This is a genomic window from Bradyrhizobium sp. AZCC 1678 (assembly GCF_036924765.1).
In the GTDB taxonomy this organism is placed as follows: domain Bacteria; phylum Pseudomonadota; class Alphaproteobacteria; order Rhizobiales; family Xanthobacteraceae; genus Bradyrhizobium; species Bradyrhizobium algeriense.
The window spans coordinates 4,392,387-4,417,914 of record NZ_JAZHSE010000001.1; the positions used below are offsets into that span (position 1 = coordinate 4,392,387).

Sequence of the window (25,528 nt, forward strand, 5' to 3'; positions counted from 1 at the left end):
CATCATCGATGGTTAGTGTCCACGTCACGTCGAATGTTCGAAGCAAGATCGGCCAAAACAAGGCTGATGTCGTTGCCCTCAATGGCTTTCCGTTGAAGATGCTCAATTCATCGTTAGTGAGCGGTGAACGACGACACCGCCGGTCGGTTCGGCCGGCGGTATGATCGACCGGGTTCCATGCAAGCCTATGCGCTGTCCTTGCGCCGCCAGGGGAACAGATTGGCCGGGAAATCGGCCGCAGGCTTGCGTTCGCGATGCGCGCGGGGTGGAAGTGGCTGCGGATTGAGTTCCGACTCAATCGTCTCCCGATAGAGATGCCACGTGGCGTGCCCGAGCAGGGGGATGACGACGGCAAGGCCGAGGAAGGCCGGCAACGATCCCGCCACCAGCAGCACCGCGACGATCAAGCCCCAGGCCGCCATCGGTGCGGGATTTCGTGCGACCGCGCGCAGCGAGGTCACCATCGCATCGCCGGCGCCGGCATGACGGTCGAGCATCAAGGGGAACGACACCACGCTGATGCACAGCGCGGCGAGGGCGAACAGGAAGCCGACACCGCAGCCAACCACGATCAGCCACCAACCCTGTGGTGTCGTCAGCACGCGTTCGGCGAAATCGGAAGCACCGGTCGCGCCCGCATAGCCGAACGCGGCGATGTAGATCGCTTGCGCGGTTGCTACCCATGTCACGAACAGCGCCAGCAACAGTACACCTAACCCGAGCATCGCGCCGAACGATGGCGAGCGTACGACCTCGAGCGCATCCCAGGCGCTTGCCGGTTCGCCGCGTTCGCGACGGCGGCTCATTTCGTAGAGGCCGAGCGCAGCAAACGGGCCGAGCAGGGCAAAGCCCGCGGCGAGCGGAAACAACAGCGGCAGAACCGAATAGCCGTGCACGGCGCGCGCCAGCATCAGTCCGAGCACGGGATAGATGATGCACAGGATGATGGCGTGGCTTGGAACGGCTTTGAAATCTTCCCAGCCGCGCTGCAAGGCCCGATGGAGGTCTGATAGGCCGATGGTTCGGATGACGGGCGCACCGGCGGCGTCTGGTCCACTCTGCGCCATCGATGTGACATTGCCGTGATAGGTCGCCATGGTCGCTGTCTCCCTCGCGGTCGCATCACGCGCCAACCGAAGGACGCCAACGCGCCATTTCATAAACCGATCACGATCAGGCCAGACGCGAAGACGGATGGGGAACTGGCGATGTCGCGAACTGAGACAGCAGCGTACTCCCAAACAGCGACAAACGCACTCACGCTTCGGTGAATGTTTCATTGGCAAGCTTCATCCGGCTGGCTAGACTTGCCAGCGATCCCGGCGTGGTGCTGCCGGTCAAACAGTGCCACCAAGACTCACCCCATCCTCAAGTCATTGGGAGCGAACAATGAGCATTTTCGGAAAAATCATGAGCGCGATTTTCGGCACCAAGGCAGACGCTGCGCCGGCTGGCGGCGGCGCGGCCGCGGAGGCCGGATCGTCCGGTGGGGCCGCTGCACCAGCCGCCGCGACCGTCGACGTCGCGCCGATCCTGGACAAGGCGGTCGCTGCCAAAGGCGAGAAACTGGCGTGGCGCACCTCGATCGTCGACCTGATGAAAGCGCTCGACATCGATTCCAGCTTTGCTGCCCGCAAGGATCTCGCGAAAGAGCTCGGCTACACCGGCGACAGCAACGACTCCGCCAGCATGAACATCTGGCTGCACAAGCAGGTCATGGCCAAGTTGGCCGCCAATGGCGGCAAGCTGCCACCCGATATCAAGCACTGACGCTTCGCCCGGCTCACACAAGCGAAAGGCCCGCGGCGCCGCGGGCCTTCTTTTTTCTTTGGTGCGATTTTCCTTGGTGCGATTGCAATGCAACAACGCGCAAACGGTATCCACTTCGTGAGGAAAACCCAGTAGCTTCGGGCCGACAAAAAGACGCGCAAAACAAGGAGGACGCCAATGAGCAATGTCGATCGCAGGACCATCCTGGCAACGGGTGCGCTGGCGCTGGCCGGTGCCGGCATGGAGGTCGGCACGGTCGCAGCGCAGGCCGGCCCGAGATCGATTTTTCCGGTTGGCACGACGACCATCCCGATCGTGGGTGAGACCGACGTGTTTCCGGTGCGGCGGATCTATTGCATCGGGCGAAACTATGCCGCGCATGCGCGCGAAATGGGTTCCGACCCCAATCGCGAGCCGCCGTTCTTCTTTCAGAAGCCGACCGACGCGATCCAGAATGTCGCGCTCGACACGGTCGCCGATCATCCATACCCCTCGCTCACCAAGAACTACCATTACGAGGTCGAACTGGTGGCGGCGCTGAAATCCGGCGGTACCAATATTTCCGCGGAGAAAGCGCTCGACCACGTTTACGGCTATGCGCTCGGTCTCGACATGACGCGGCGCGATCTGCAGCGTGCGATGGGGGATGAGAAGAAGCCATGGGAAATCGGCAAGAGCTTTGATCGCTCCGCCGTGCTCGGGCCGATTCACCCCGCTGCCAAGACCGGACATTTCACCAAGGGCGCGATTTCGCTGGCGTTGAACGGCACGGTCAAGCAGAACTCCGATCTGCGCAACATGATCTGGAGCGTGGCGGAGCAGATCGCCAAGCTTTCGGAAGCTTTCGAACTCAAGCCGGGCGACATCATCTATTCGGGCACGCCGGAAAATGTCGGCCCGGTCGTGAAGGGCGATGTGCTGTTGTGCAAGCTCGAAGGCCTGCCGGATATGTCGATCCGGATCGTTTGAGAATACCATCCCCACCGTCGTCGCCCCTGCGAACGTTCGCAAGGACGATGGCGATTTGCGAAGGTGCGCTGGCTCACCCCGCCAGATCGGCAAATTCCGGGTTTCTGCGCAGATAATCCACGACGAACCCGCAGCCGGCGATGACCTTGCGGCCGTCGGCGCGGATCAGCTCGAGCGCGCCCCTGACCAGTTCGGAAGCGATGCCGCGGCCACGCAACGCGCGGGGCGTTTCGGTATGGGTGATGATGACCGCCGAGGGGGTAACGCGATAGTTCGCGAACGCCACATCCCCGTCGACGTCGAGTTCGAAGCGATTTTGAGCCTTGTTGTCGCGGACGGCGGCCATGCAGCGATTCCCGGATGATTGACCGTTTCATGTAGGGACATGAACCCGCCGATACAAACCGGCGACAACGCAGGCGCAACTGCGGATTTCCGCAAGGTGCTGGGATCAGTCCGGGCCTGGGCCATAGCTTGAAGCGGCTCGGTGCGGCGCAATAAAGTGCGGTGCCCACGGTTCGCGCGTGCAAGATCTTTGCAGGCGGGCCTTGCAGCGGGGTGTGGGGTTCCTACGTCTTTCGGATGACATACGCCGCCGAAGCGGCCGGGTCTGGGTTCGATATCGGTAAATGCTGTGATCGCGGCCGCCGACGTATGCCTCTTTTTTCAAGGGGAGGTTACAATGTCGGGCTTTGGTTTCTTCAGCAAACATCGCACGTGGGAAGACTGGTTCGGCATGCTCCTTGGCGTGCTGATCGTGGTATCGCCGTGGTTTCCTTTCTCAAGCCACGACGTGATGGACTCCGAACGCAGCACCATGATCCTCAACACGTTCGTGATCGGCATGCTGGTGTTCGGTCTGGCGCAGCTCGAATATGTCGCACTGCAGCGCTGGGAGGAGATAGGCGAGATCGCGCTCGGCCTCTGGCTGATCGCCTCACCGTTCATCCTCGGCTACTCCGGTGACGACATACTTCGGGCCTGGCATGTCGCCCTCGGTGCAATCGTCGTCCTGCTGGGTGCGCTTCAGCTCTGGCAGGATTGGCGCTTGAGCGACCAGGAACTGGCCAACCATCCGCAGTAATTGCGGGCAGGGCCCGCCGGCCCCATCCGTGACCGGCGGGCCTTCGACTCAAATCCTAGTACTTCAATGAATCGACAAGCAGGGCGCGGACCGACCACGGGCTGCCGTCGACGGCTCCCTTGATGTCGTCGATCTTCCACTGGCCGGCCTCGTGGATAAAATCGTAGCGGAGGGTCTTGTCGGCCGGGTTGGCGCGCGCATTCCGCTGATGACTTTCGATCGTGACGGCGACGGTCGCCTTGTCGGCTCCCTGCTTCTCGGCAGCCACCTTGAAGGAATTCACGTCGGGATCCTGCGAATTGGAGACGGGATCGAAATCCACCGGCCCGCCGTCGCCCTTGCGCGTGCGGGCATCCGCCTTGGCCCAGAGTGCGACCAGCGAATTCGACAGGTATTTGGTTCTGCTATCCTTGGTCTGGATCACAAACGTACCGCCGCCATCGCCCTTGCCCTTGGCCACGCGGGTGTAGATGGCGGTCAGGATGCCGGCGGGGTCGTCGGCCGCGCCCGCGCGGCGCGGCAGCATAGCGGCCAGCAGGGCGGCTGCGCCTGATAATATCAGCTTTCGACGGGTAACCATGGTGACCTTAAATCGTTTGAGCTGCTTATGGACGGGAAGGCGGGGCTGGCTATGGTGATGCCCGCAACGCTTGCCGGGAGATTAGCATGGCCAATGAAAAGGGCCCCAACATCAAGAAGATGCAGAAATGCAAGAATTGCGAGGGCAAGGGCCTGCTGAAGAAGGGCGACAAGGTCGTAAAATGCCAGCGCTGCAAGGGGACCGGCGTGCGGTGAATGCCGCCCAGCCGCCGCGACGCGTGGCCCGCGGTCGCTGTGGATGACCCACCGCGCGCTGGCAGGCGCAAGGCTTTCTGCTACGAGGCTTTCTGCTACGAGGCTTTCTGCTATCGTTGCGACGAGGTGTTCTATGTCTGTTTTTCGAAGCGTGATGGTTGATTCCCAGTGACTGAAACCGTGACTATTCCCACCCCGCGCGGCGGCATGGCGCGGATGTCGCGCCGGGTGATGAATCTGGCGCATATGCTGACCCAGAATGCCCGCCGCCATGGCGACCGCACGGGCTTCATCTGGGGCGACAAATCCTGGACCTGGCGCGAGATCGATCGTTCCGTCTCCGCGCTGGCAGCGGGCCTCGCTGCGCGGGGCGTCGTCAAGGGCGATCGCATCCTGGTCCATTCCAAGAATTGCGACGAGATGTTCTGGTCGATGTTCGCGGCCTTTCGCCTCGGCGCGGTCTGGGTGCCGACCAATTTCCGCCTGATGCCGGACGAGGTCGCCTATCTCGCCACCGCTTCCGGTGCGAAGGCGTTTCTGTGCCATGGTGATTTCCCCGACCACGCCAAGGCTGCGGCCAATCCGGCGCTCGAATTCATCTGGCGGATCGGCGAGGGCACGTTTGGCGAGAAGGCGGTGAGCGAGGTGATCGCGTCGCAGGCCGGCGCCAGGGTCGAGAATGCGGCGGTCGATTACGACGATCCCTGCTGGTTCTTCTTCACCTCCGGCACCACCGGCCGCTCCAAGGCGGCGGTGCTCACCCACGGCCAGATGGCCTTTGTGGTGACAAATCATCTCGCCGACCTGATGCCGGGCACGACCGAGACCGATGCTTCGCTGGTGGTCGCGCCGCTCTCGCATGGCGCCGGCGTGCACCAGCTCGTGCAGGCCGCGCGCGGCGTGCCGACCATCCTGCTGCCGTCCGAAAAATTCGACATCGCCGAAGCGTTCCGGCTGATCGAGGCGCATCGCGTCAGCAACATTTTTACCGTGCCGACCATTTTGAAGATGATGGTCGAGCATCCTTCCGTCGACAAATACGACCATTCCTCGCTGCGCTTCGTGATCTATGCCGGCGCGCCGATGTATCGCGAGGACCAGAAGGCGGCGCTGAACAAGCTCGGCCCGGTGCTGGTGCAATATTTCGGGCTCGGCGAGGTCACCGGCAACATCACGGTCATGCCGGCCAATCTGCACGATCCCGAGGACGGCCCGCAGGCCCGCATCGGCACCTGCGGCTTCGAGCGCACGGGCATGCAGGTCTCGATCCAGGGCGATGACGGGCGCGAGCTCAAGCCCTTCGAGACCGGCGAGATCTGCGTGATCGGTCCCGCCGTATTCGCCGGCTATTACGACAACCCCGAGGCCAACGCGAAGGCGTTTCGCGACGGCTGGTTTCGTACCGGCGATCTCGGCCACATGGACGAGGAGGGATTCGTCTATATCACCGGCCGTGCCTCGGACATGTACATCTCGGGCGGCTCCAATATCTATCCGCGCGAGGTCGAGGAGAAGATTCTCACGCACCCGGCGATCGGCGAGGTTGCCGTGCTCGGCGTGCCCGACCCGTTCTGGGGCGAGGTGGGCGTCGCCGTCTGCGTCGCGCGCGAGGGCGCGGCTGAAGTGAGCGAGGCCGAGCTGGCCGCATTCCTGGCGCCAAAGGTACCGCGTTACAAGATGCCCAAGCGCTTCTTCTTCTGGGAGGCGTTGCCGAAGTCCGGCTACGGCAAGATTCCGAAGCGGTTGGTCCGCGATGAACTCGAGGCGCGAGGGTTGCTTGAGCTCGTTGCGAAGTCGACGGGTACCTGAGGGATGCGCAGCATTGACCAGCCCGGCGCGCCCGCGTCCGAACGCATCCAATGGGTCGAGGCGCGGGGACGGGCGTTTTCATTCACGCTTGCCGCCGGCCTGCCGCTGCTCGAGGCCGCGCGCCGCGGCTTTGCGGAAGCCGGATTTTCAGGCGGCGTGCTGAGCATGCGGGGAGGGGCGCTGGGGCCCTTTGCCTATGTGATGCCGGCGCTGTCGAAGACCGGCGCCAATGCGGCGTTCTACAGCGACACCTTTCGGCCCTCTGGAATCACGCGGTTGAAGCTTGGCGCGATGACGCTTGGCGAGCGCGACGGTGCGCCGTTCTTTCATTGCCACGGGCTGTGGACCGAGACCGATGGACGACTGCACGGCGGCCACATCCTTCCCGAGGAGAGCATCGTCGCCGAATCGTTCGCGGTGGAAGCGTTCGGAATCGACGGTGCGATGTTTGCGGCCGAGCCCGATCCCGAGACCAATTTCAAATTGTTCGGTCCCGTCGCGCGCGCCGGCACCGATGTGAAGGCCGACAGCCGCGCCTTCGCGCTGCGGCTGCGGCCGAATCAGGATTTTGCCGCGGCGCTGGAGACCTTCTGCCGGCAGCACGGAATTTTGCGCGCGCGGATTCACGGCGGCGTCGGCTCCACCATAGGCGCGCATTTCACCGACGGCAGCACCGTCGTACCGTTTGCGACCGAGCTTGCGATCAAGGCCGGCGCGATTGCGCCCGGCGCCGACGGCACGCTGCAGGCGGAGCTCGACGTCGCGCTGGTCGATTATCTCGGCGGCATCGCCGAGGGCCGGCTGATGCGCGGCGACAATCCGGTGCTGATGACGATGGAGCTGGTGCTCGAGGCGGTGTGAGACTCCGTAGGGTGGGCAAAGGCGCGCTTGCGCCGTGCCCACCGCCTTCTTTGCGGACTGAATGGTGGGCACGCTACGCTTTGCCCACCCTACAGTTCTTGACTTCACCGGAAGTGATAGTTCACCCCGACCTTGATGGTGTGGAAGTCGAAGGAGCCGGAATCCAGCGGTTGGCCGCCGAAATTGTAGGTCTCGCTGCCGAGGCTGGTGTACATGTATTCGGCCTTGGCCGACCAACTCGGCGTGAACAAATATTCGAGGCCGCCGCCGATGGTGTAGCCGGTATGAGTCTGGCTGTCCGAAATCGTCATGACGCCGTCCGTGAAGGACGTCTTGGCGTTGGTCCACGCCCAACCGCCCTTGGCGTAGAGGAGGGCTGCATCGATGGCGAAGCCGGCGCGGCCGGTCACGCTGCCGAATGCATTGATCTTGTTTTCCTGCGTGATGCCGACGTCCACGAGGAAGCTGTCCTTGATGCTGGCGCCCGCGGCGTCGACTTCGACACCGAAGACGAACTGGCTGCCCGGAAGTTGCCAGTTGTAGCCGACCGTGCCGCCACCGAAGCCGCCGCTGCCGGCGTCGGTCTCCCAGCCAAAGCCGCCCATTGCGCCGATATAGAAGCCGGACCAGTTATACGCCGGAGACACCACCGCCGGAGGGGCCTTGGTGTAGGGCCGCGCCTGCATGTCGGCGGCCGAGGCCGCGGTCGCGACCGAGAGAGCCACGCCAGCTAGAAGTAGTCGTTTCATATTTTGTCCCCTAAAGTTGAACACTCGTATAACCCCCTGCGGGCTCGATAGCGAACCGATCGCACCGGCATGGTGACGTATCGTTTGTGGAAGAGGACGCGAACGCGCCCCAAAGAGCCGTCTGCAAGCGACGTTTGCGCAGATGTGAGAACGATCGCTTGCGGGTTAACCATACGTTTCGCATGCCGGCAAAAGTTGGACCGAAGCGCGTCCGCGCATTGGCGCAGGCAGGTTGCTATTTCGACGGCAGTGCGGCGGGGTGCGGCGTGGAATTGTTCGATCTGCGAAAAGAGAGGTGGCTGCGTTCGTGCAATCGAGATTGTGATGCTCGCGTGTGCGGGTGTTCGGTACGAAGCGGCTTCTCCACGTCATTGCGAGCGAAGCGAAGCAATCCATTCTTTCTTTCTTTGTGCCGACGCATGGATTGCTTCGCTTCGCTCGCAATGACGGTGGATACAGTTTCGCATTCTTGCGGCGCTGATCGCCCGAGGTTTGCATTTTCGCTTGCCCAAAAATCAGAGGGCGCAGGGAAGACCGGGTTGCTCGCTGCAACCGCGGTCTCGTGTGCAAAGTGCGTAAACAAAAACGCACACGAGCATACAGGTTCAGCGGAAACACTCCGGCCTTCCCTGCACAGTGGCCGAGCGTCGAAGAGGCCTCGGTCGGCCCTGATGTCAGCCTGCCGAACGCCAGGTGATGACCGTTAGGTGATCGCTCACCGCAGCTTTCGCACGTGAACGTTGATGTCGAGATCGATATCGCTGACGCAGGTTTGCGTCGTCTGATGCGAGCCGCCTTCATGCCAGCGACCCTCGCGCGTGCGGGCATTTCTGACACCAGCCAGCTTCAGGCAGCGCCATTGCGGCAGCGGCCCTGAGCTCTCGCCAGCGAACTGCCAGGCCAGCACGACCTCTTCGCCGCGTCTGTTGGTGCCGATGATGTGCGGGCACAGTTCGCGGATGCGGCTATCATAGTCGCAGATGACCTGCTGCTCGCCGAGGATGGCGTTGCGGAAGAGGGTGTAGGTGGCGCTTTGCATCGGGGTGGCGTGCCATCTAGGATTGTACGACGTTCCCTGTATAACCATCACGAACGACATTGTTTCCCCCGGGATCCGAGCCCATGGCTTCCAGACGCAATCGCCCGATCAATCTGCCGGCGCCGTATCTCAAGCGCATCTGGCTCGAGCCATCGCGGATCACCAACCGCGAGGCCTATCCGTTCTGCTTGCCCTTGCTGCGCGACGATTTTGAGCTGAGCTTTGATAAGGCGATCACGATCATCGTCGGCGAGAATGGCACCGGCAAATCCACCTTGCTCGAGGGCATCGCCGTGCTCGCCGGCTATGACGAAGCCGGCGGCGGCAAGGGGTACATGACGGTCGACCACTCATGGGCGTTGGAAAAAATGGGGGGACAATTGTCCAGCGCGTTGCGGGCGAGCTGGCTACCCAAAATCACCAATGGCTGGTTTTTCCGCGCCGAAAGCTTTTTCTCGGTTGCCCGATACTTGGACGAGATGGCCCAGAAATATCCAATGGGAGGAGGCCCTCCGCCGGACTTCCTGTCCCATTCCCACGGTGAAGGGTTTTTGCGTTTCTTCGAGGAGCGTTGCCAGAAGCAGGGCATCTTTATTTTCGACGAGCCGGAATCCGCGCTGTCGCCCGCGCGCCAGATCGAGTTTTTGAAGCTGATGCGGCGGATGGAGAATATCGGCCATTGCCAGATCATCATGGCGACGCATTCGCCTGTCCTGATGGCGTATCCCAACGCGAGGCTGTTGCGGCTGACGAAGTACGGCCTGGAGCCGGTGACGGTGCGGGAAACCGATCACTACAAGGTCATGCGCGAGTTTTGCGAGGATCCGGCGGGGTTTGTGCAGGCGGCGATCGAGGAGTGAGCCGTTGGCTCTACCCGTCCTACGATATTAGCCAACGCAACGCCGCGCGTCGCGGCGGCGCCACAAACCAGCCTCCTTTGGTCTGAAAATGCGCTACGATAACGCCGCTGCGCGGCTAGCGCGGGCCAACAAGACAATGAGGAAGCGACATGAGGACGACGCTCGCGAGGGTGGGGGCCGTGGTGGCGGCGCTGGCAGTGATAGGCGTAGCCTGGGCGCATGGGCCGACCCGCCAGAAGGTGCGGGAATCGATCGAGATCAACGCGCCGCCTGCAAAGGTGTGGGCCGCGATCGGCAACTTTCAGGACATGAGCTGGCTGCCGCCGGTTAGCAAGACCGAGGGCGACAAGGGCAACGCGATCGAGGCCACTCGGCGGTTGACGCTGGCGACCGGTGCGACCGTCGATGAGGAACTCTACAAATACGATGCCGGGAAGATGACCTATTCGTACCGGATCACCGCCGTGGATGTGAAGGGGCTGCCGGTGACCAACTATTCGTCCACCCTGACAGTTACGCCCAGCGCTGACGGCAAGGGGAGCAGCCTGGAGTGGGCCGGCGCGTTCTATCGCGGTTTTCCGAACAACGATCCGCCGCCGGAGCTGAGCGACGAGGCTGCTGTGAAGGCGGTGAGCGGGCTCTACAAAGCGGGCCTCGAGGCGCTGAAGAAGAAGGTCGAAAGCGGAAGCTGATCGTGCGGGCGATCGTTCTGGCGGCGCTCGTCGCCAGCATCGGTACCGCCTGGGCCGGGCAGGCGCGGGCCGAGGAGGCCTTCGTCACCAATCAGCTCAGCGAAAACCTGACGGTCGTGGATCTCACATCCTTGCAGCCGGTCGCGACCATCGCGATCGGCGGCAAGCCGGCGGGCGTCGCCATCACGCCGGATGGACGCTTCGCCTATGTGACGAGCCCCGATGCCAAGGCGCTGACGGTGGTCGATGCCGCCGCACGCCGGATCATCGGGAAGATCAACACCGGCGGCGGTCCGCTCGGTGTCGCCGGGGCGCCGGATGGCGCAACAGTTTATGTCGCCGACTGGTACGCCGCGGCGGTGCGGGTGATCGATCCGAAAGAACAGCGCGTTGTCGCCGATATCGCGGTCGGCGCCTCGCCGTCGGGGCTTGCGGTGACACCGGACGGGCGATTCCTGCTCTCGGCGGACCGTGACGCCGATAGCGTGTCCGTCATCGACACCGCGACGCGCCAGCGGCGGGCCACGATCAAGGTCGGGGAGCGCCCGTTTGGCATTACCATCGATGCCGAGGGCCGGCGGGCCTACACCGCCAATGTCGGATCGAACGACGTGTCGGTGATCGACATCGCCGATAACAGCGAGATCGGGCGCGTGAAGACGGGCCTGCACCCCTATGCGGTCGCTCTCGCGCAAGGGCGCGGCTTCGTCACCGACCAGTATGACGGCACCGTCAGCGTGTTCGATCTCTTAACGCTGGCGCCGGTCAAGCGCATCAAAGTGGGCGATTACCCGGAAGGGATCGCCGCGACGGCGGACGGCCGGCGCATCATCGTGGCGAACTGGGAGAGCAACTCGATCAGCGTGATCGATGCGGTCGAACTGAAGGTGACCGAAGAGATCAAGGTCGGCGACGGGCCGCGGGCGTTCGGGACATTCTTGCGGCGGTAGCCGGGGAAGGAACGCAGTCGGACGTTCGGCATTGCGAAAGACCAAGCAAAGAGCCGCCGCAGCATTTGCGCTGGATCAGAAGCGCGACGGGAACGCCAACCGCGCTTAATGCACCGCGGCAACCGGACGCGCACGCATGCCAAGCGCGTTGGTGCTATAATGCCGGAAGAATAGAAAGCAGGGAGGATGCCATGCCTCATACCCTGGTGCCCAGTGATCGCGTCGAGCGCGCGAATGTCTACGGGCTAGACGGCGCAAAACTCGGCACGATCGAGCGACTGATGTTGGACAAGGTGACCGGCACTGTCGCGTATGCCGTGATAAAAACCGGCGGGATACTCGCCAGCCACCACCATTATCCTGTGCGATGGGACGCACTCAGGTTCGATCCCGCGCGTCAGGCCTTCGCGGTCGAGCTGACGTTGGAGGATTTGCGCGCCGGCCCGTCGGAGTTCGATGAAGACGACTTCGACTGGGGCGACCGCTCGCGATCCTACCCGCACCCGCATTATTGGACGGTGTAGGGCGACGGCTCGCAGGGCGACTGCGGATGATTGTCGTGTTGTAGCGAATTGGGAGACCAACGCGCGAGCGACATCAAAGTCGCCGGCCGACCGAGAGCGTTCGGTAATGTACCGTGTTGGCAAGCCGCGCTGAGTCAGATCGTGATCTTAAGAGATGCGCGATACACTTCGCTATTCGGTCTAATCCTTCAGCAAAACATGGGGAATATCAAATGGACCGCAAATTTGGCCGCTGTTCGCTTGCTTTCGCTGCTATAAGTTGTAGGGGAGCCTCTTTGGGTGTTGTTGATTGATTTTCAGATTGGAGCAACTTGAGGATTGCGATGGACATATTTCGTAGGTGGAAACGAACAGGGCTGCGAGTCCTGGACTCCGTTACGGGCGCGCGCGAAGCGAAGATATTCGTTGAAGAACTCGAATTCTCGAGTGGGCAGAAGATAAAGCTCACCGAAAGTTCAATTCTAGTGATTGTGGGACCAAACAACGCAGGAAAGAGCTCAGTTCTTCGCGAGATACGTGACTATTTGATAGAGGGATGGACGTTTGGACCGGTTCTCAGGAATGCTACGGTCCGAGTGCGAGGTAGTGCTGACGCGTTTAAGCGCTTGGTGCGAGAAGCTGGACTTGCAACGGACAAACTCGGAATCATAAAAATTGGTTGGTCAGATTACCCAGTAGACAAAGTGGACGAGGATATTAAGAAGGGCTTTGTTGGTTCTAAGGCGGTTCCGCTATTTTTCTCGTACCTTGGTGCGGAAGAACGCCTTCAGATCGCTGATCCTAGCGGTCGCGGTGACTATCTGAAGAGTGCGCCGAAGAATCCAATGCAATGGCTAGAACTGGATAATCTCGCTGAGAAGCGCATTAGTGATATCTTTGAGAAGACCTTTGGCGCTGGGCTTTATCCTGAACACCTTTGCTGGTGAAAAGCTCGTACTGCATATCGTCGGACCTGGCGAAGCTCGAAATGAATCGCCGAGCATGCGTGACGAAGCGAAGTGGCTTGCGTCTCTACCTCGATTGAATCGTCAAGGCGATGGAATGAGGAGTTTTGCTGGGACGGCAATGAGTCTGCTTGTTCACCCCACCAGCGCTATTCTCTTAGACGAGCCAGAAGCATTTCTTCATCCGCCACAAGCACGCAAGCTTGCTCAAGTCGTCGCGACTGAAGTGCCAGGAGAATGCCAAGTCATTGTGGCTACGCACAACGACGCCTTTGTGAGAGCTCTCCTAGACTATTCGGGTGAACGCTTAATTCTTGCTCGTATCGTCAGGCATGGCACGCAAAATAAGGTGACGGTTCTTGACCAAGAGCAGCTAGATGCGATGTGGAATGACCCGCTCATCCGGACATCCGACGTCTTGTCGGCGTTGTTTCATGAGGCCGCCATTCTCTGCGAGGGTGACTCTGACGCACGGTTTTTTGGCGCATTGTTAGAGGCCACAGGCAAAGAAGATCGCGATTCTGATGTTAGACTTTATCATTTTGGCGGTAAGGACCGTATTGCTAGCATAGCGCGGGCGCTGAGGTCCGTCGGTATTCCGGTGATTGCTATTGTCGATATCGATGTTCTCTCAGATCGAGAGAAATTTCTCACGCTTTTTGAGGCGATGGGAGGGCGCAGAGCCGAGGTTGAGGCCGATGTTCGTAGCTTGCTTCAGTTGGTGACTAGGCGGAAGGGACAACTGACGGGAACCGAACTCGGGGTCGAACTTCGTCGACTGGTGGCTGAGGTTGAGAAAGAAAATGACGTTCCTGGCGATGCGCGCAGAAGATTGGTTGAACTAGGCAAAAGCCCGTCAAATTGGGAGCGTGTAAAGCAAGATGGGTTTCGAGCGCTTGATGTTCCGACCTTCACGCGCATTTCGGACGCGTGTCAAAATGTAGGGTTGCTTATAAATCCGGAGGGTGAATTGGAAGGGTTCTGTCGTTCAATTCCTCGAACTCACAAAGGGGAGTGGTTAGCCCAAGCAATTCGAAAAGATCTGGCCGGCGATCCTCTTCTTGCAGATGCCCGCGATTTTGCTGCAAAGATCAGGACAACCACGAAGGAAGCTATTGAACGAGGATAGATTGATCTAGCCTTACTCCGCCGCCTCACTAGCGCTGCTGCTCTTCCTCGGCTTGCCGTCCGCCTTCTTCAGCACCGGGGCCAAAAACTTCCCCGTATAACTCCGCGGCGCTTTCACGATGTCCTCCGGCGGGCCCCAGGCGACGATTTCGCCGCCGCCGTCGCCGCCTTCGGGGCCTAGGTCGATCACCCAGTCGGCGGTCTTGATGACTTCGAGATTGTGCTCGATCACGACCACCGTGTTGCCCTGCGAGACCAGCTCGTGCAGCACTTCCAGAAGCTTTGCGACGTCGTGGAAATGAAGCCCGGTGGTGGGCTCGTCCAGGATGTAGAGCGTGCGGCCGGTGGCGCGCTTTGACAGCTCCTTTGCCAGCTTGACGCGCTGGGCTTCGCCGCCGGAGAGCGTCGTCGCCTGCTGGCCGACGTGGATGTAGTCGAGGCCGACGCGGTGCAGCGTTTTAAACGTCTCGCGGACGCGGGGGACGGCCTTGAAGAATTCGGCGGCTTCTTCCACCGTCATGTCGAGCACGTCGGCGATGCTCTTGCCCTTGAACAGGACTTCGAGCGTCTCGCGGTTGTAGCGCTTGCCCTTGCAGGTGTCGCAGGTGACGTAGACGTCGGGCAAGAAGTGCATCTCGATCTTGATGACGCCGTCGCCCTGGCAGGCCTCGCAGCGGCCGCCCTTGACGTTGAACGAGAACCGTCCCGGCTCGTAGCCGCGCGCCTTGGCCTCGGGCAGGCCGGCGAACCATTCGCGGATCGGCGTGAACGCGCCGGTATAGGTCGCGGGGTTCGAGCGCGGGGTGCGGCCGATCGGCGACTGGTCGATGTCGATGATCTTGTCGATATGCTCCAGCCCCTCGATGCGGTCGTGGGGGGCGGCGCCTTCGCTGGCATTGTTCAGCTTGCGGGCGATGGCCTTGTAGAGCGTGTCGATCAGGAGCGTCGACTTGCCGCCGCCGGAGACGCCGGTGACGCAGGTGAACAGCCCGAGCGGGATTTCCGCCGAGACGTTCTTTAAGTTATTGCCGCGGGCGTTGACGACCTTGATGGTGCGCCGGTGGTTCGGCGGCTTGCGCTCGGGGATCGCCACCGACATCTCGCCGGTGAGGTATTTGCCCGTCAGCGATTTCGGGTTCTTCATGATCTCGGCGGGCGTGCCCTGCGCCACGATATGGCCGCCATGCATGCCGGCGCCCGGGCCGATATCGAGCACGTAATCCGCGAGCCGGATCGCGTCCTCGTCATGCTCGACCACGATCACGGTATTGCCGAGGTCGCGCAGCCGCTTCAGCGTTTCCAATAGCCGCGCATTGTCGCGCTGGTGCAGGCCGATCGAGGGCTCGTCCAGCACGTAGAGCACGCCGGTGAGACCCGAGCCGATCTGGGAGGCGAGGCGGATGCGCTGGCTTTCGCCGCCGGATAGCGTGCCGGAGGCGCGGGAGAGCGTGAGATAGTTCAGGCCGACGTCGAGCAGGAACGACAGCCGCTCGCGGATCTCCTTCAGCACCCGCGTAGCGATCTCGTTCTGCTGCGCGTTGAGCGCTTTCGGCACGCTCTCGAACCACTCGCCGGCGCGAAGCACCGACATTTCCGAGATTTCGCCGATATGCTTGCCGCCGATCTTGACGCACAGCGCCTCGGGCTTGAGGCGATGGCCGTTACAGCCAGCGCAGGGGATGTCGGAGAAATATTTTGCCAGCTCCTCGCGCGCCCATTCGCTCTCGGTCTCGCGGTAGCGGCGCTCGAGATTGGTGATGACGCCCTCGAACGGCTTTTTGGTATCGTAGGATCGGACGCCGTCCTCGTAGGAGAATTTTATCTCGTCGTCGCCGGAGCCGTGCAGCAATGCTGCCTGCGTCTTCTTCGGCAGGTCCTTCCACTTGGTGTCGAGCGTGAACTTGTAGAATTTTCCGAGCGCGGTCAGCGTCTGGATGTAATAGGGCGAAGAGGATTTCGCCCAGGGCGCGATCGCGCCCTTGCGCAGCGTCATCTCCTTGTCGGGAATGACGAGGTCCTCGTCGATATGCTGCTCGACGCCGAGGCCGCCGCAGGCGGGGCAGGCGCCGTAGGGGTTGTTGAACGAAAACAGCCGCGGCTCGATCTCGGGGATCGTGAAGCCGGAAACCGGGCAGGCGAATTTTTCCGAAAACAAAATGCGCTCGGGCCCGCTCTTGTCGTGGATCTTTGCGGTCTTCTTGTCAGACTTCTTCTCTTCCGCAGCGCCGGCCGGCGCGTCGGCATATTCGATCACAGCCAAGCCCTCGGCGAGCTTCAGCGCGGTCTCAAAACTTTCGGCGAGGCGCTGGCCGATGTCGGGGCGGACCACGATGCGGTCGACGACGACGTCGATATCGTGCGGGAATTTCTTGTCCAGGGTCGGCGCCTCCGCCAGCTCATAGAAGGTGCCGTCGATCTTGACGCGCTGAAAGCCCTTCTTGAGCCATTCGGCGAGCTCCTTCTTGTACTCGCCCTTGCGGCCGCGCACGACCGGCGCGAGCAGATAGAGGCGGGTGCCTTCGGGCAGCGCCAGCACGCGGTCGACCATCTGCGAGACGATCTGGCTTTCGATCGGCAGCCCCGTGGCGGGCGAATAGGGCACGCCGACGCGCGCCCACAGCAGGCGCATATAGTCGTAGATCTCGGTGACGGTGCCGACGGTGGAGCGCGGGTTCTTCGACGTCGTCTTCTGCTCGATCGAGATCGCGGGCGACAGGCCGTCGATCTGGTCGACATCTGGTTTCTGCATCATCTCCAGGAACTGGCGCGCATAGGCCGAGAGCGATTCGACGTAGCGGCGCTGGCCTTCGGCATAGATGGTGTCGAAGGCGAGCGAGGATTTGCCGGAGCCGGACAGGCCGGTGAACACCACGAGCTTGTCGCGGGGAATTTCGAGATCGACGTTCTTGAGATTGTGCTCGCGCGCACCGCGGATAGTTATCGCCCGCGATGCGGAGCCGGCGGGTGGTTGGCGCTTCGCCCTGAGCACTTCATCCATATCGGCATTTCCAGACGCGTGGGAGACGCGCCACGTTGGGCGCGCATTGCCGGTGAGAGCCGGGATCAGGCGCCGATGATTGAAAGTCGGAACATAGGAAGAACGAGGAACGATTTCCAGTGCCGCGTGCGAATCATCAACGGATTGTTTTCGCCGAGATATTTTTGGCAGCAGCAGTCAGTAGTGCCGCACAAAAAAAGGCCGGCGCGAGGCCGGCCTTTTCTCAATTTCGGGAACTCAGGTGACGCGGAGATTAGTACCCGCCGAATTTGTAGTTGATGCGAGCGGTGACGATATCAACATCCTGACGGATGCGGCTCTGGGCCACCAGCGTGCCAGCCGGGAAGACGACGCCGTTGCTCACGAAGTTATAGGTCTTGTCCTGCATGAACATGTGATTGTATTCGATGCCGGCCGACCAGTTCGGGGCGAAGCCATATTCCAGGCCGACGCCGACCACGCCACCCCAACGGGTGTCATCGACGCTGTTGGCGAGCTGGACACCGGTGCCGGTCGCGAGCACGCGGTAGCGATCGGAGGTCACGGCGGCGCCGCCCTTGAGGTAGAACAGTACGTTGTTCGCGGCGTAGCCGACCTGACCGGTGAACAGTCCGAAGGCATCGACACGAGTGTCGTTGGTGAACGCCGGAAGCAGCGGGATCGCATTGCTGCCGTGGAAGTCAGCCCAGTTGCCCTGCGCTTCCACGCCGAACACCCACGAAGCAGCCTGCCAGCGGTAGCCGATCTGACCACCGACGGTGCCGCCGGTTGCGTCATGGCTGCCCTCCGAGAAAGCGATGCCGAGGCTGGTCTCGTCCCAACGGTTGCGGCTCGATCCCCAGCCGCCGTTAACGCCAGCGTAGAAGCCGCTCCAGTTGTACACCGCAACCGCCATCGCTGGTGCTTTGGTATATGGCCGTGCGGCAAGGTCTGCGGCAGTCGCGGGGGCGATTCCAAGCGCGATCAGAGCGGTGGTCGTCAACAAAACTTTCTTCACGTTTCTTCCTTTCAGCATTTCCAACGCAACTGCACGAGTGGTCAATTTGAGGTTGCCTGCGCATATAGCGTGAAGAGATCGCAGAATGCTGTCGCCGAAAAACCACATCCGCGGCAAAAGTAGGTAATATGCAACCGTGGCGGCATGACTATCCCGCAGTACAACCAAACAAAAAAGGCCGGCGTGAAGCCGGCCTTTTCGATTCCGTTCGTTGAAAGCGAAGATCAGTACCTCGCCGCGATGCCCGGGCCGCCGAAGCGGTAGTTGATGCGAGCGGTGACGATATCGACGTCCTGAGTGATGCGGTCGTTGCCGAGGAAGGCGCCGGTCGCGTCGACAAAGGTGTGGGTGCGGTCCTGCATGAACAGGTGATTGTACTCGACGCCGACCGACCAGTTCGGGGCGAAGCCGAATTCGATGCCCGCGCCGACCACGGCACCCCAACGGGTATCGTCGCCGGTGGTGGCAGCCAAGACGCCCGTGGGAACATCAAAGACGCGGAAACGATCCGCCGTAACGGCCGCACCGCCCTTGACGTAGAACAGCACGTTGTTGGCGGCGTAACCGATCTGGCCCGTGATCAGGCCGAACGCATCGATGCGCGACTCGTTACGCGCGGCGGGGAAAAGCAGGCTCACATTGCTGCCCTGGAAGTCGGCCCAGTTGCCCTGGCCTTCAACACCGAACACCCAGGTGCCGGCCTGCCAGCGATAACCGATCTGACCGCCGACGGTGCCGCCGTCTGCGTCATGGCAACCCTCGGCCCCGATGAACGCGCCGGTCACGTCGACGAAATCCCAGCACTTGCGGCTCGTACCCCAGCCGCCGTTGGCGCCGATGTAGAAGCCGCTCCAGTCGTACACGACGGCGACCGGCGCCGGCGGGGCCTTGGTGTAAGGCCGTGCCGCGAGGTCAGCCGCCGCCGCAGGGGCGGCGAACGCGATGAGGGCAACCGTACTCAAGAAAACCTTTTTCATGGGTCTATCTCCAGCTCTTCCGCTTTCCGTTGGTCCCGAAGCGTTTCGAAATGACGCGAGCATTCGCGCCGTTCGACAACCTCTATATCGCGACTCGCCCGGAAATGGTGTCGCCGGAATGCAACATGTACAAACGAAGTGTATTTACCCAAGCTAATGATTTGCCTGCCATATTCACGATACCGTGCGGAACTTTCGGGTTCCGTTTCGGAAGGTTTTCGGTTCCCCGTGAGTTCCCGGTAATCGCGCTTGGGTTGCATCGTGAGAACCGGGCCAGATATTAGGTGCTGGCGGGAACAAAGCTGGAACGGTTGCGGGGGCGATGCTATATGTGGATAACCGCCGGCTTGCCGAGGGATCGCTAAGTCGGCGGAGCCTGCGAGTGTATAGGGTCGTTCGAATGTCCGGAAACGGACGCAGAAGGCGGACAAGCGACAGGTCAAGAATTGAAGGCGGCCGGCACTTGGCGGGTCCGACCAGTAATTTTTGCCAGTGATTTTTTGCCGGCGATATCGAGTGGAGAGCGGCGATGGCGGGAAGCGTGAACAAGGTGATTCTGATCGGCAACCTCGGCAAGGATCCTGAAATCCGGCGGACACAGGATGGGCGGCCGATTGCCAATCTGAGCATCGCGACGTCGGAGACATGGCGCGACAAGGGCACCGGCGAGCGTAAGGAAAAGACCGAGTGGCACCGCGTCGTGATTTTCTCCGAACCGCTTTGCAAGATTGTCGAGCAGTATCTGAAGAAGGGCGCCAAGGTTTACATCGAGGGCGCGCTGCAGACCCGCAAATGGACCGACCAGAGCGGCGTCGAGAAATACTCGACCGAAGTCGTGCTGCAGGGTTTTAACTCGACCCTGACGATGCTGGACGGCCGCAGCGGCGGCGGTGGCGGCAGTTTCGGCTCCGACGATTCAGGCGATTTCGGCTCCAGCAGTCCGGCCAGTTCCGCGCCGCGCCGCGCCGTGGCGGCCGGTGCCCGCAACAGCGACATGGACGACGACATCCCGTTCTGAATCGGGGCCTTCGCCCGGCATGTTGGCTCGCAGGAAATTCTCCTGCGAGAACTGGCATCTGCGCCTGCGTTACGACTGATGCGCCGGCGCAAGAACCGGCCGCATTCCGGCTGAAAAGCCGTTTCTTGTATTGCGCCGGGGGCAGACGCGTCGCGATCCGGGCCCGCGGGCGGTTGGCCCGGCCGTTATGTTATTAATATTTACATGAGGTATTTCACTTAAGCTGATCGCTGCCTCGAACGCCAATCGGTCTCCCTCCGGGAACCACCGCCATGACCCTCGCGCCGCTGCTGGATGCCGCTCCCGCGATCCCCGTTCATGCCTTCGCGGCAATGGCCGCTTTCGCCCTTGGCCTCGTCCAGTTCGCTGCGCCGAAGGGCACGCTGCCGCATCGGACGGTCGGCTGGATCTGGGTCGGCCTGATGGCTGTCGTGGCCGCCAGCTCGTTCTGGATCCACGAGATCCGCTTGCTCGGCCCATGGAGCCCGATCCATCTGCTGTCGATCTTCACGCTGATCGTGCTGCCGATCGCGGTGTGGAGAGCCAGGCGCCATCGGATCGCCGATCATCGCCGGATCATGACGATGATTTTTGTGGGCGCGCTGGTCATTGCCGGGCTGTTCACATTCCTTCCGGGGCGGATCATGCATGCGGTGGTTTTCGGCCATTAAGCCGTCGCAAAAAGCGTCGCTTGGACCCGCTGTTTGCGGTCCCGAAAAAGCTCGCTCCCGCAAGCCCCGTGCAAGACGCTTCCGATCCCCGTAAGTCCATGAAAAAACGAGCGTAAAAAGAGCCGATCCGGAGCGCTTCGGGGTGGTTATCGGACCCCCGATGCGCTATATGATTCTCGACTGAGAATTGACCGGATTTCCCCTTTGTCTGACCCTGAAGATAACACGCCCGGCGAGCCGCCGGAGCCCTCTGATATTCGTCCCGTTTCCATCCTCGACGAGATGAAACGCTCCTACCTCGATTACGCCATGAGCGTGATCGTGGCGCGGGCGTTGCCGGACGCGCGCGACGGGCTCAAGCCCGTGCATCGCCGCATCTTGTATTCGATGTACGAGCAGGGGCACACGCCCGACAAGAAGTACGTCAAGTCCGCGCGCGTCGTCGGTGACGTGATCGGTAAGTATCATCCGCACGGCGACCAGTCGATTTACGACGCCATGGTCCGGATGGCGCAGGATTTCTCCATGCGTGTGCCGCTGATCGACGGGCAGGGCAATTTCGGCTCGGTCGACGGCGATCCGCCCGCGGCGTATCGATATACCGAAGCCCGTCTGACCCGATCGGCGCTTGAAGTTCTTGGCGATATCGACAAGGACACCGTCGATTTCCAGCCAAACTACGACAGTTCCGAGAAGGAGCCGTCGGTTCTGCCGGCAAGGTTCCCGAACCTGCTGGTCAACGGCGCGGGCGGCATCGCCGTAGGCATGGCGACCAACATCCCCCCGCACAATCTCGGCGAAGTCATTGATGCCTGCACGGCGCTGATCGACAACCCCGCGCTCGGCATCGACGATCTCATCAACATTATTCCGGGACCGGATTTTCCGACCGGCGGCATCATTCTCGGGCGCCAGGGAATTCGCTCGGCCTATCATCTGGGCCGCGGCTCCATCGTGATGCGCGGCAAGGTCACGATCGATGCTATTCGCAAGGATCGTGAAGCGATCATCATCACCGAGATTCCCTATCAGATAAACAAGGCCACGATGGTCGAGCGCATCGCCGAGTTGGTGCGCGAAAAGAAGATCGAAGGCGTCGCCGATCTGCGCGACGAATCCGATCGCGACGGCTTCCGCGTCGTCATCGAGTTGAAGCGCGAAGCGATGGCGGACGTCGTGCTCAATCAGCTCTATCGCTTCACGCCGCTGCAGACGAACTTCCCGGCCAACATGCTTGCGCTAGATTCTGGCCGCCCGCAGACGATGAATCTGAAAGATCTGCTGACGCTGTTCATCGCGTTCCGCGAGCAGGTCATCACCCGTCGGACCAAGTTCCTGCTCAACAAGGCCCGCGACCGCGCCCATATCCTGGTCGGTCTTGCAATCGCGGTCGCCAATATCGACGAGATCATTCGCGTCATCAGAACCTCGCCCGATCCGAACACCGCGCGCGATACCTTGATGTCGCGCGATTGGCCGGCCAGGGACGTGGAAGCGATGATTACGCTGATCGACGACCCGCGGCACCGGATGGCGCCCGACGGCACCGCACGGCTGTCGCTCGAGCAGGCCAAGGCCATTCTCGAGCTGCGACTGCAGCGCCTGACCGCGCTCGGCCGCGAGGAAATTTCCGAGGAGCTCGACAAGCTCGCAGTGGAAATCGCCGATTACCTCGACATCCTGCGGTCGCGCGCGCGCGTGCAGGCCATCGTCAAGACTGAACTCGCCGACGTGAAAGACGAATTTGCCACCCCTCGCAGGACCGTCATTATAGAGCAGGAAGGCGAGGTCGAGGACGAGGACCTTATCCAGCGCGAGGACATGGTGGTCACGGTCTCGCACGCCGGCTACGTCAAGCGCGTCCCGCTCTCGACCTATCGCGCCCAGCGGCGCGGCGGCAAGGGACGGGCGGGCATGCAGACCCGCGACGAGGATTTTGTCTCCAGGCTGTTCGTGGCCTCGACCCACACGCCGGTGCTGTTCTTCTCCTCCCGCGGCCAGGTCTACAAGGAAAAGGTCTGGCGGCTGCCGGTGGCTGCTCCCAACGCGCGCGGCAAGGCGCTGATCAACATCCTGCCGCTGGAACAGGGCGAGCGCATCACCACCATCATGCCGCTGCCGGAGGATGAATCTTCCTGGGGCAATCTCGATGTGATGTTCGCTACGACAGGCGGCACCGTTCGCCGCAACAAGCTGTCCGACTTCGTCGATGTCCGCCGCTCCGGCATCATCGCCATGAAGCTCGGGGAGGGCGAGGCGATCGTCGACGTGCAGATCTGCACCGAACACGACGACGTGCTGCTGACGGCGGCCGGCGGCCAGTGCATCCGCTTCCCCGTCACCGATGTCCGCGTCTTCACCGGCCGCACCTCGATGGGCGTGCGCGGCATCGCGCTCGCTGAAAACGACACGCTGATCTCGCTGGCGATCCTGCGCCATGTCGAGACGACCTCGGACGAACGGTCGGCTTACCTCAAGATGCGCCGTGCGGTGGCAGGCGAGGCCGCGACCGAGGAAACCGCCGAGGCGGAGACCGAGGAGGCGTCGACCGCGATCCAGCTTTCTTCCGATCGCTACGTCGAGATGTCGGCGCAGGAGCAGGTCGTCTTGACGGTGTCCGTCAACGGCTACGGCAAGCGCACGTCATCTTACGAGTACCGCACCACCGGTCGCGGCGGCAAAGGCATCGTCGCGATGTCCGTCAACAACCGCAACGGCAAGCTGGTGGCGTCATTCCCCGTGGAGCACAGCGATCAGATCATGCTGGTGACCGACAAGGGCCAGTTGATCCGCTGCCCGGTCGAGGACATCCGCATCGCCGGCCGCTCGACGCAAGGCGTCATCGTGTTCGATACCGCCGAGGACGAGCACGTGGTGTCGGTCGAACATATCGGTGACGACGGGGAGAACGGCGAGAACGGCAACGGGGCGTAAGCTGCGGTCTTGTGCGTAACCCGGGTGGAGCGAAGCGCAACCCGGGATCACCCCGTCCGCTGCAAGTGGAGTGCACCCCTGCTGTGAGACACAAGAATCAGGGACAGGTTGTGCCCGCCGCTTGTGGCGGCAGGGCGGGTTGAGAGATAGCGGCCGGGCTGCGGGGCTGCTGCGCAGCAGCCCCGCAGCCCGGTAGATTTGCTTCGAACTCGGCGGGAGGCCGGTAAGCCAGCGCCGAGTGCAGCCGTTGGCGGTTGTACACCTCCTCGATGAAGGTGCCGATGGCATTTTTCGCATGCTGCGCATCGCGGTAGGTTTGGCCGTTGACCTCCTCCTGCTTGAGGGTCTTCATGAAGCTCTCGGCTCTGGCATTGTCGTAGGGATTGCCAACCCGGCTCATGCTTGGGGCAATGTCGTGCCGCTGGAGTAGTTCAGTGTAGTCGCCGCAGGCGTATTGGATGCCGCGGTCGGAGTGGTGGATCAGGCTGCCGGGCGTTGGCCGGCGCGCCTCCAGCGCCATGGAGAGTGCGGCGATCGCCAGGCGCGCCTCCAGGTGCGTTTCCAGGGCCCAGCCGACCACGCGCCGGCTGAAGGTATCGAGCACGATGGCGAGATAGGCGAACTCTTCCTGCAGCCGGATGTAGGTGATGTCCGCCACCCAGAGCTGGTCGAGGCCGCTCGGCACCATGCCGCGGGCCAGGTTCGGTACCACGCGCCAGGAGTGGCGCGAGTCTGTCGTAACCGGCACAAACGGCCGCCGCCGCAGGCACAGCAGATTATCCTGCTGCATCAGGCGCAGCACGCGTTTGCGGTTCACCGCAAAGCCTTCACGTCGCAACTGCGCGGCGATCCGGCGATAGCCGTAATGCGTGTACGCAAGCACCAACCGCTGGATCGCGTCCCGCACAGCGGCTTCTTCCACGCGCGGGGCGGAGGCCGCCCAGTGCCGGTAGTAGCCGGCCCGGCTGACGCCAGCCAGCACGCACATCCGCTCAATCGTGAGTTCGCCTTGCAGCAGGGGGATCGTCATCGCCTGGATGACCGCGTAGATCCCGTCACGCCAGGTCCGGCGTTCGGCCGGCGTGCTTCCTTGACCCGCCGCAAGGCTTGCCGAAAAAAATCGAGCTCGATCTGCTGCTGGCCGATCTTGCGCTCAAGTTCGGCAACCCGCTCTGGCGCGGCAATGTCGCCAGCCGCAACCTCGCGCGCCCGCTCCGTCACCTTCGCCGCGACAACGGCAGTGCCCTTCCGCGGTCGACCCAGCGGCCGCAGCGCCTCCGCCCCGCCCGCCCGAAACAGATCGCGCCATGCATAGAGATCCTTGCGCAGCACATTCAGCTCCTGTGAAAGAGCCCTTATGCGCTCGCCCGCCAAAATGCGGCGCACCGCCTCAAGCTTGAATTCTCGGCTGAAAATACGGGGAGATTTCTTGGACATGCGTTCTCCGTTAGAGAACTGTCCCTAATTTCCCGTGTCTCACTTTTGGGGTGCACTCCACAAGACTTTCCCCGGATTGCGCTGCGCTCCATCCGGGCTTGTATGGGGTTGTGGTTGTCAAGGGGAATGATTGATCAGGGCATGTGTTGCTCCCGGTCGTTGTCGTGGAGCGCGCTGCGCTCGCAGTGGCTGTTTCGTTCCGATGGTTGATCGCTGCGCCAGGCGCGGCCGCGGTCAAGGTTGGCCGCAGGCCACCGCCGGAGGCGGCGCGTAGCGACCTTGACGGCGGCAAGGCTGGCGCGAAGCTTTCGGATCGGAACGT

The 25,528-nt window shown here is 62.0% G+C and carries 25 protein-coding genes and 1 pseudogene; 16 read left to right on the forward strand and 10 right to left on the reverse strand.

Annotated features, from left to right (window positions below):
• Nucleotides 1-185: 185 nt before the first annotated feature.
• Nucleotides 186-1,097, reverse strand: coding sequence for a DUF2189 domain-containing protein (locus tag V1294_RS20680; protein WP_334499705.1), 912 nt, complete (start codon nt 1,095-1,097; stop codon nt 186-188).
• 292 nt (nt 1,098-1,389) lie between these two features.
• On the opposite strand from V1294_RS20680, the gene V1294_RS20685 reads away from it, so the two are divergent.
• Entirely contained in the window at nt 1,390-1,770 is a 381-nt protein-coding gene (locus V1294_RS20685) for a DUF3597 domain-containing protein (RefSeq protein WP_057855857.1), read from the forward strand.
• A 177-nt stretch (nt 1,771-1,947) separates the two neighbouring features.
• Entirely contained in the window at nt 1,948-2,739 is a 792-nt protein-coding gene (locus V1294_RS20690) for a fumarylacetoacetate hydrolase family protein (RefSeq protein WP_334499707.1), read from the forward strand.
• 73 nt (nt 2,740-2,812) lie between these two features.
• Here V1294_RS20690 and V1294_RS20695 read toward each other — a convergent pair whose 3' ends face one another.
• Nucleotides 2,813-3,085 carry a GNAT family N-acetyltransferase gene (locus tag V1294_RS20695; protein WP_334499709.1) on the reverse strand — a complete coding sequence of 91 codons (273 nt, stop codon included), beginning with the start codon at nt 3,083-3,085 and terminating at the stop codon, nt 2,813-2,815.
• Between the two features lie 336 nt (nt 3,086-3,421).
• Here V1294_RS20695 and V1294_RS20700 point away from each other — a divergent pair, with 336 nt between their 5' ends.
• The gene (locus V1294_RS20700) at nt 3,422-3,823 is read left to right on the forward strand and encodes an SPW repeat protein (RefSeq protein WP_334480948.1); all 402 of its coding nucleotides are present in this window, start codon (nt 3,422-3,424) and stop codon (nt 3,821-3,823) included.
• A 55-nt stretch (nt 3,824-3,878) separates the two neighbouring features.
• Here V1294_RS20700 and V1294_RS20705 read toward each other — a convergent pair whose 3' ends face one another.
• Nucleotides 3,879-4,403 carry a DUF3828 domain-containing protein gene (locus V1294_RS20705; protein WP_334499711.1) on the reverse strand — a complete coding sequence of 175 codons (525 nt, stop codon included), beginning with the start codon at nt 4,401-4,403 and terminating at the stop codon, nt 3,879-3,881.
• A gap of 86 nt (nt 4,404-4,489) precedes the next feature.
• Between V1294_RS20705 and V1294_RS20710 the strand changes: the two genes are divergently transcribed.
• The 3 genes from V1294_RS20710 to V1294_RS20720 all read left to right on the forward strand — a co-directional run bounded on the left by V1294_RS20710 (nt 4,490) and on the right by V1294_RS20720 (nt 7,288).
• Nucleotides 4,490-4,618, forward strand: coding sequence for a hypothetical protein (locus V1294_RS20710; RefSeq protein WP_334499714.1), 129 nt, complete (start codon nt 4,490-4,492; stop codon nt 4,616-4,618).
• Between the two features lie 168 nt (nt 4,619-4,786).
• Complete coding sequence (locus V1294_RS20715; RefSeq protein ID WP_442895362.1) at nt 4,787-6,427, forward strand: acyl-CoA synthetase; 1,641 nt, start codon at nt 4,787-4,789, stop codon at nt 6,425-6,427.
• Between the two features lie 3 nt (nt 6,428-6,430).
• Nucleotides 6,431-7,288, forward strand: a complete 858-nt coding sequence (locus tag V1294_RS20720; RefSeq protein ID WP_334499717.1) for a PCC domain-containing protein — start codon at nt 6,431-6,433, stop codon at nt 7,286-7,288.
• Between the two features lie 104 nt (nt 7,289-7,392).
• On the opposite strand, the gene V1294_RS20725 is transcribed toward V1294_RS20720, so the two are convergent.
• Both V1294_RS20725 and V1294_RS20730 read right to left on the reverse strand, forming a co-directional pair.
• Complete coding sequence (locus V1294_RS20725; RefSeq protein WP_334499720.1) at nt 7,393-8,037, reverse strand: outer membrane protein; 645 nt, start codon at nt 8,035-8,037, stop codon at nt 7,393-7,395.
• A gap of 715 nt (nt 8,038-8,752) precedes the next feature.
• Nucleotides 8,753-9,136, reverse strand: a complete 384-nt coding sequence (locus V1294_RS20730; protein ID WP_334499723.1) for a hypothetical protein — start codon at nt 9,134-9,136, stop codon at nt 8,753-8,755.
• Between the two features lie 134 nt (nt 9,137-9,270).
• Here V1294_RS20730 and V1294_RS38050 point away from each other — a divergent pair.
• From V1294_RS38050 to V1294_RS20760, 7 genes and pseudogenes are all read left to right on the forward strand, one after another.
• Nucleotides 9,271-9,372: pseudogene (locus V1294_RS38050) on the forward strand (AAA family ATPase); the annotation flags it as partial.
• A 72-nt stretch (nt 9,373-9,444) separates the two neighbouring features.
• On the forward strand, nt 9,445-9,936 hold the full coding sequence (locus V1294_RS38055) for an AAA family ATPase (protein WP_442895456.1): 492 nt from the start codon (nt 9,445-9,447) through the stop codon (nt 9,934-9,936).
• Nucleotides 9,937-10,085: 149 nt separating this feature from the next.
• Nucleotides 10,086-10,628 (forward strand): SRPBCC family protein, encoded by a 543-nt coding sequence (locus V1294_RS20740; RefSeq protein WP_334499725.1) that lies wholly within the window; start codon nt 10,086-10,088, stop codon nt 10,626-10,628.
• Between the two features lie 2 nt (nt 10,629-10,630).
• Nucleotides 10,631-11,578, forward strand: a complete 948-nt coding sequence (locus V1294_RS20745; RefSeq protein ID WP_334499727.1) for a YVTN family beta-propeller repeat protein — start codon at nt 10,631-10,633, stop codon at nt 11,576-11,578.
• Nucleotides 11,579-11,769: 191 nt separating this feature from the next.
• Nucleotides 11,770-12,102, forward strand: a complete 333-nt coding sequence (locus V1294_RS20750) for a PRC-barrel domain-containing protein (protein WP_334499730.1) — start codon at nt 11,770-11,772, stop codon at nt 12,100-12,102.
• A gap of 323 nt (nt 12,103-12,425) precedes the next feature.
• Entirely contained in the window at nt 12,426-13,028 is a 603-nt protein-coding gene (locus V1294_RS20755) for a hypothetical protein (RefSeq protein ID WP_334499732.1), read from the forward strand.
• Nucleotides 12,991-14,175, forward strand: a complete 1,185-nt coding sequence (locus tag V1294_RS20760; RefSeq protein WP_334499735.1) for an ATP-dependent nuclease — start codon at nt 12,991-12,993, stop codon at nt 14,173-14,175. Before V1294_RS20755 ends, V1294_RS20760 begins: the two co-directional genes overlap by 38 nt.
• A gap of 12 nt (nt 14,176-14,187) precedes the next feature.
• Here the strand turns inward: V1294_RS20760 and uvrA are convergent, their stop codons facing one another.
• The 3 genes from uvrA to V1294_RS20775 all read right to left on the reverse strand — a co-directional run bounded on the left by uvrA (nt 14,188) and on the right by V1294_RS20775 (nt 19,146).
• A complete protein-coding gene (uvrA, locus tag V1294_RS20765; protein WP_334499737.1) occupies nt 14,188-17,172 on the reverse strand; it encodes an excinuclease ABC subunit UvrA in 2,985 nt (994 codons plus the stop codon).
• A 253-nt stretch (nt 17,173-17,425) separates the two neighbouring features.
• Nucleotides 17,426-18,169: an outer membrane protein gene (locus tag V1294_RS20770; RefSeq protein WP_334480930.1), complete on the reverse strand. Its 744-nt coding sequence runs from the start codon at nt 18,167-18,169 to the stop codon at nt 17,426-17,428.
• 224 nt (nt 18,170-18,393) lie between these two features.
• Nucleotides 18,394-19,146 (reverse strand): outer membrane protein, encoded by a 753-nt coding sequence (locus tag V1294_RS20775; RefSeq protein WP_334480928.1) that lies wholly within the window; start codon nt 19,144-19,146, stop codon nt 18,394-18,396.
• 529 nt (nt 19,147-19,675) lie between these two features.
• Here V1294_RS20775 and V1294_RS20780 point away from each other — a divergent pair.
• The 3 genes from V1294_RS20780 (at nt 19,676) to gyrA (ending at nt 23,769) form a co-directional block, all read left to right on the forward strand.
• On the forward strand, nt 19,676-20,164 hold the full coding sequence (locus V1294_RS20780) for a single-stranded DNA-binding protein (RefSeq protein ID WP_334480927.1): 489 nt from the start codon (nt 19,676-19,678) through the stop codon (nt 20,162-20,164).
• A 272-nt stretch (nt 20,165-20,436) separates the two neighbouring features.
• On the forward strand, nt 20,437-20,835 hold the full coding sequence (locus tag V1294_RS20785; protein ID WP_334499739.1) for a DUF2306 domain-containing protein: 399 nt from the start codon (nt 20,437-20,439) through the stop codon (nt 20,833-20,835).
• 204 nt (nt 20,836-21,039) lie between these two features.
• Nucleotides 21,040-23,769, forward strand: a complete 2,730-nt coding sequence (gyrA, locus tag V1294_RS20790; RefSeq protein WP_334499742.1) for a DNA gyrase subunit A — start codon at nt 21,040-21,042, stop codon at nt 23,767-23,769.
• A gap of 97 nt (nt 23,770-23,866) precedes the next feature.
• Here the strand turns inward: gyrA and V1294_RS20795 are convergent, their stop codons facing one another.
• Together V1294_RS20795 and V1294_RS20800 are read right to left on the reverse strand one after the other, a co-directional pair.
• Nucleotides 23,867-24,799 (reverse strand): IS3 family transposase, encoded by a 933-nt coding sequence (locus V1294_RS20795; protein WP_334495346.1) that lies wholly within the window; start codon nt 24,797-24,799, stop codon nt 23,867-23,869.
• Complete coding sequence (locus V1294_RS20800) at nt 24,796-25,206, reverse strand: helix-turn-helix domain-containing protein (RefSeq protein ID WP_334495344.1); 411 nt, start codon at nt 25,204-25,206, stop codon at nt 24,796-24,798. Before V1294_RS20800 ends, V1294_RS20795 begins: the two co-directional genes overlap by 4 nt.
• Between the last annotated feature and the right edge of the window lie 322 nt (nt 25,207-25,528).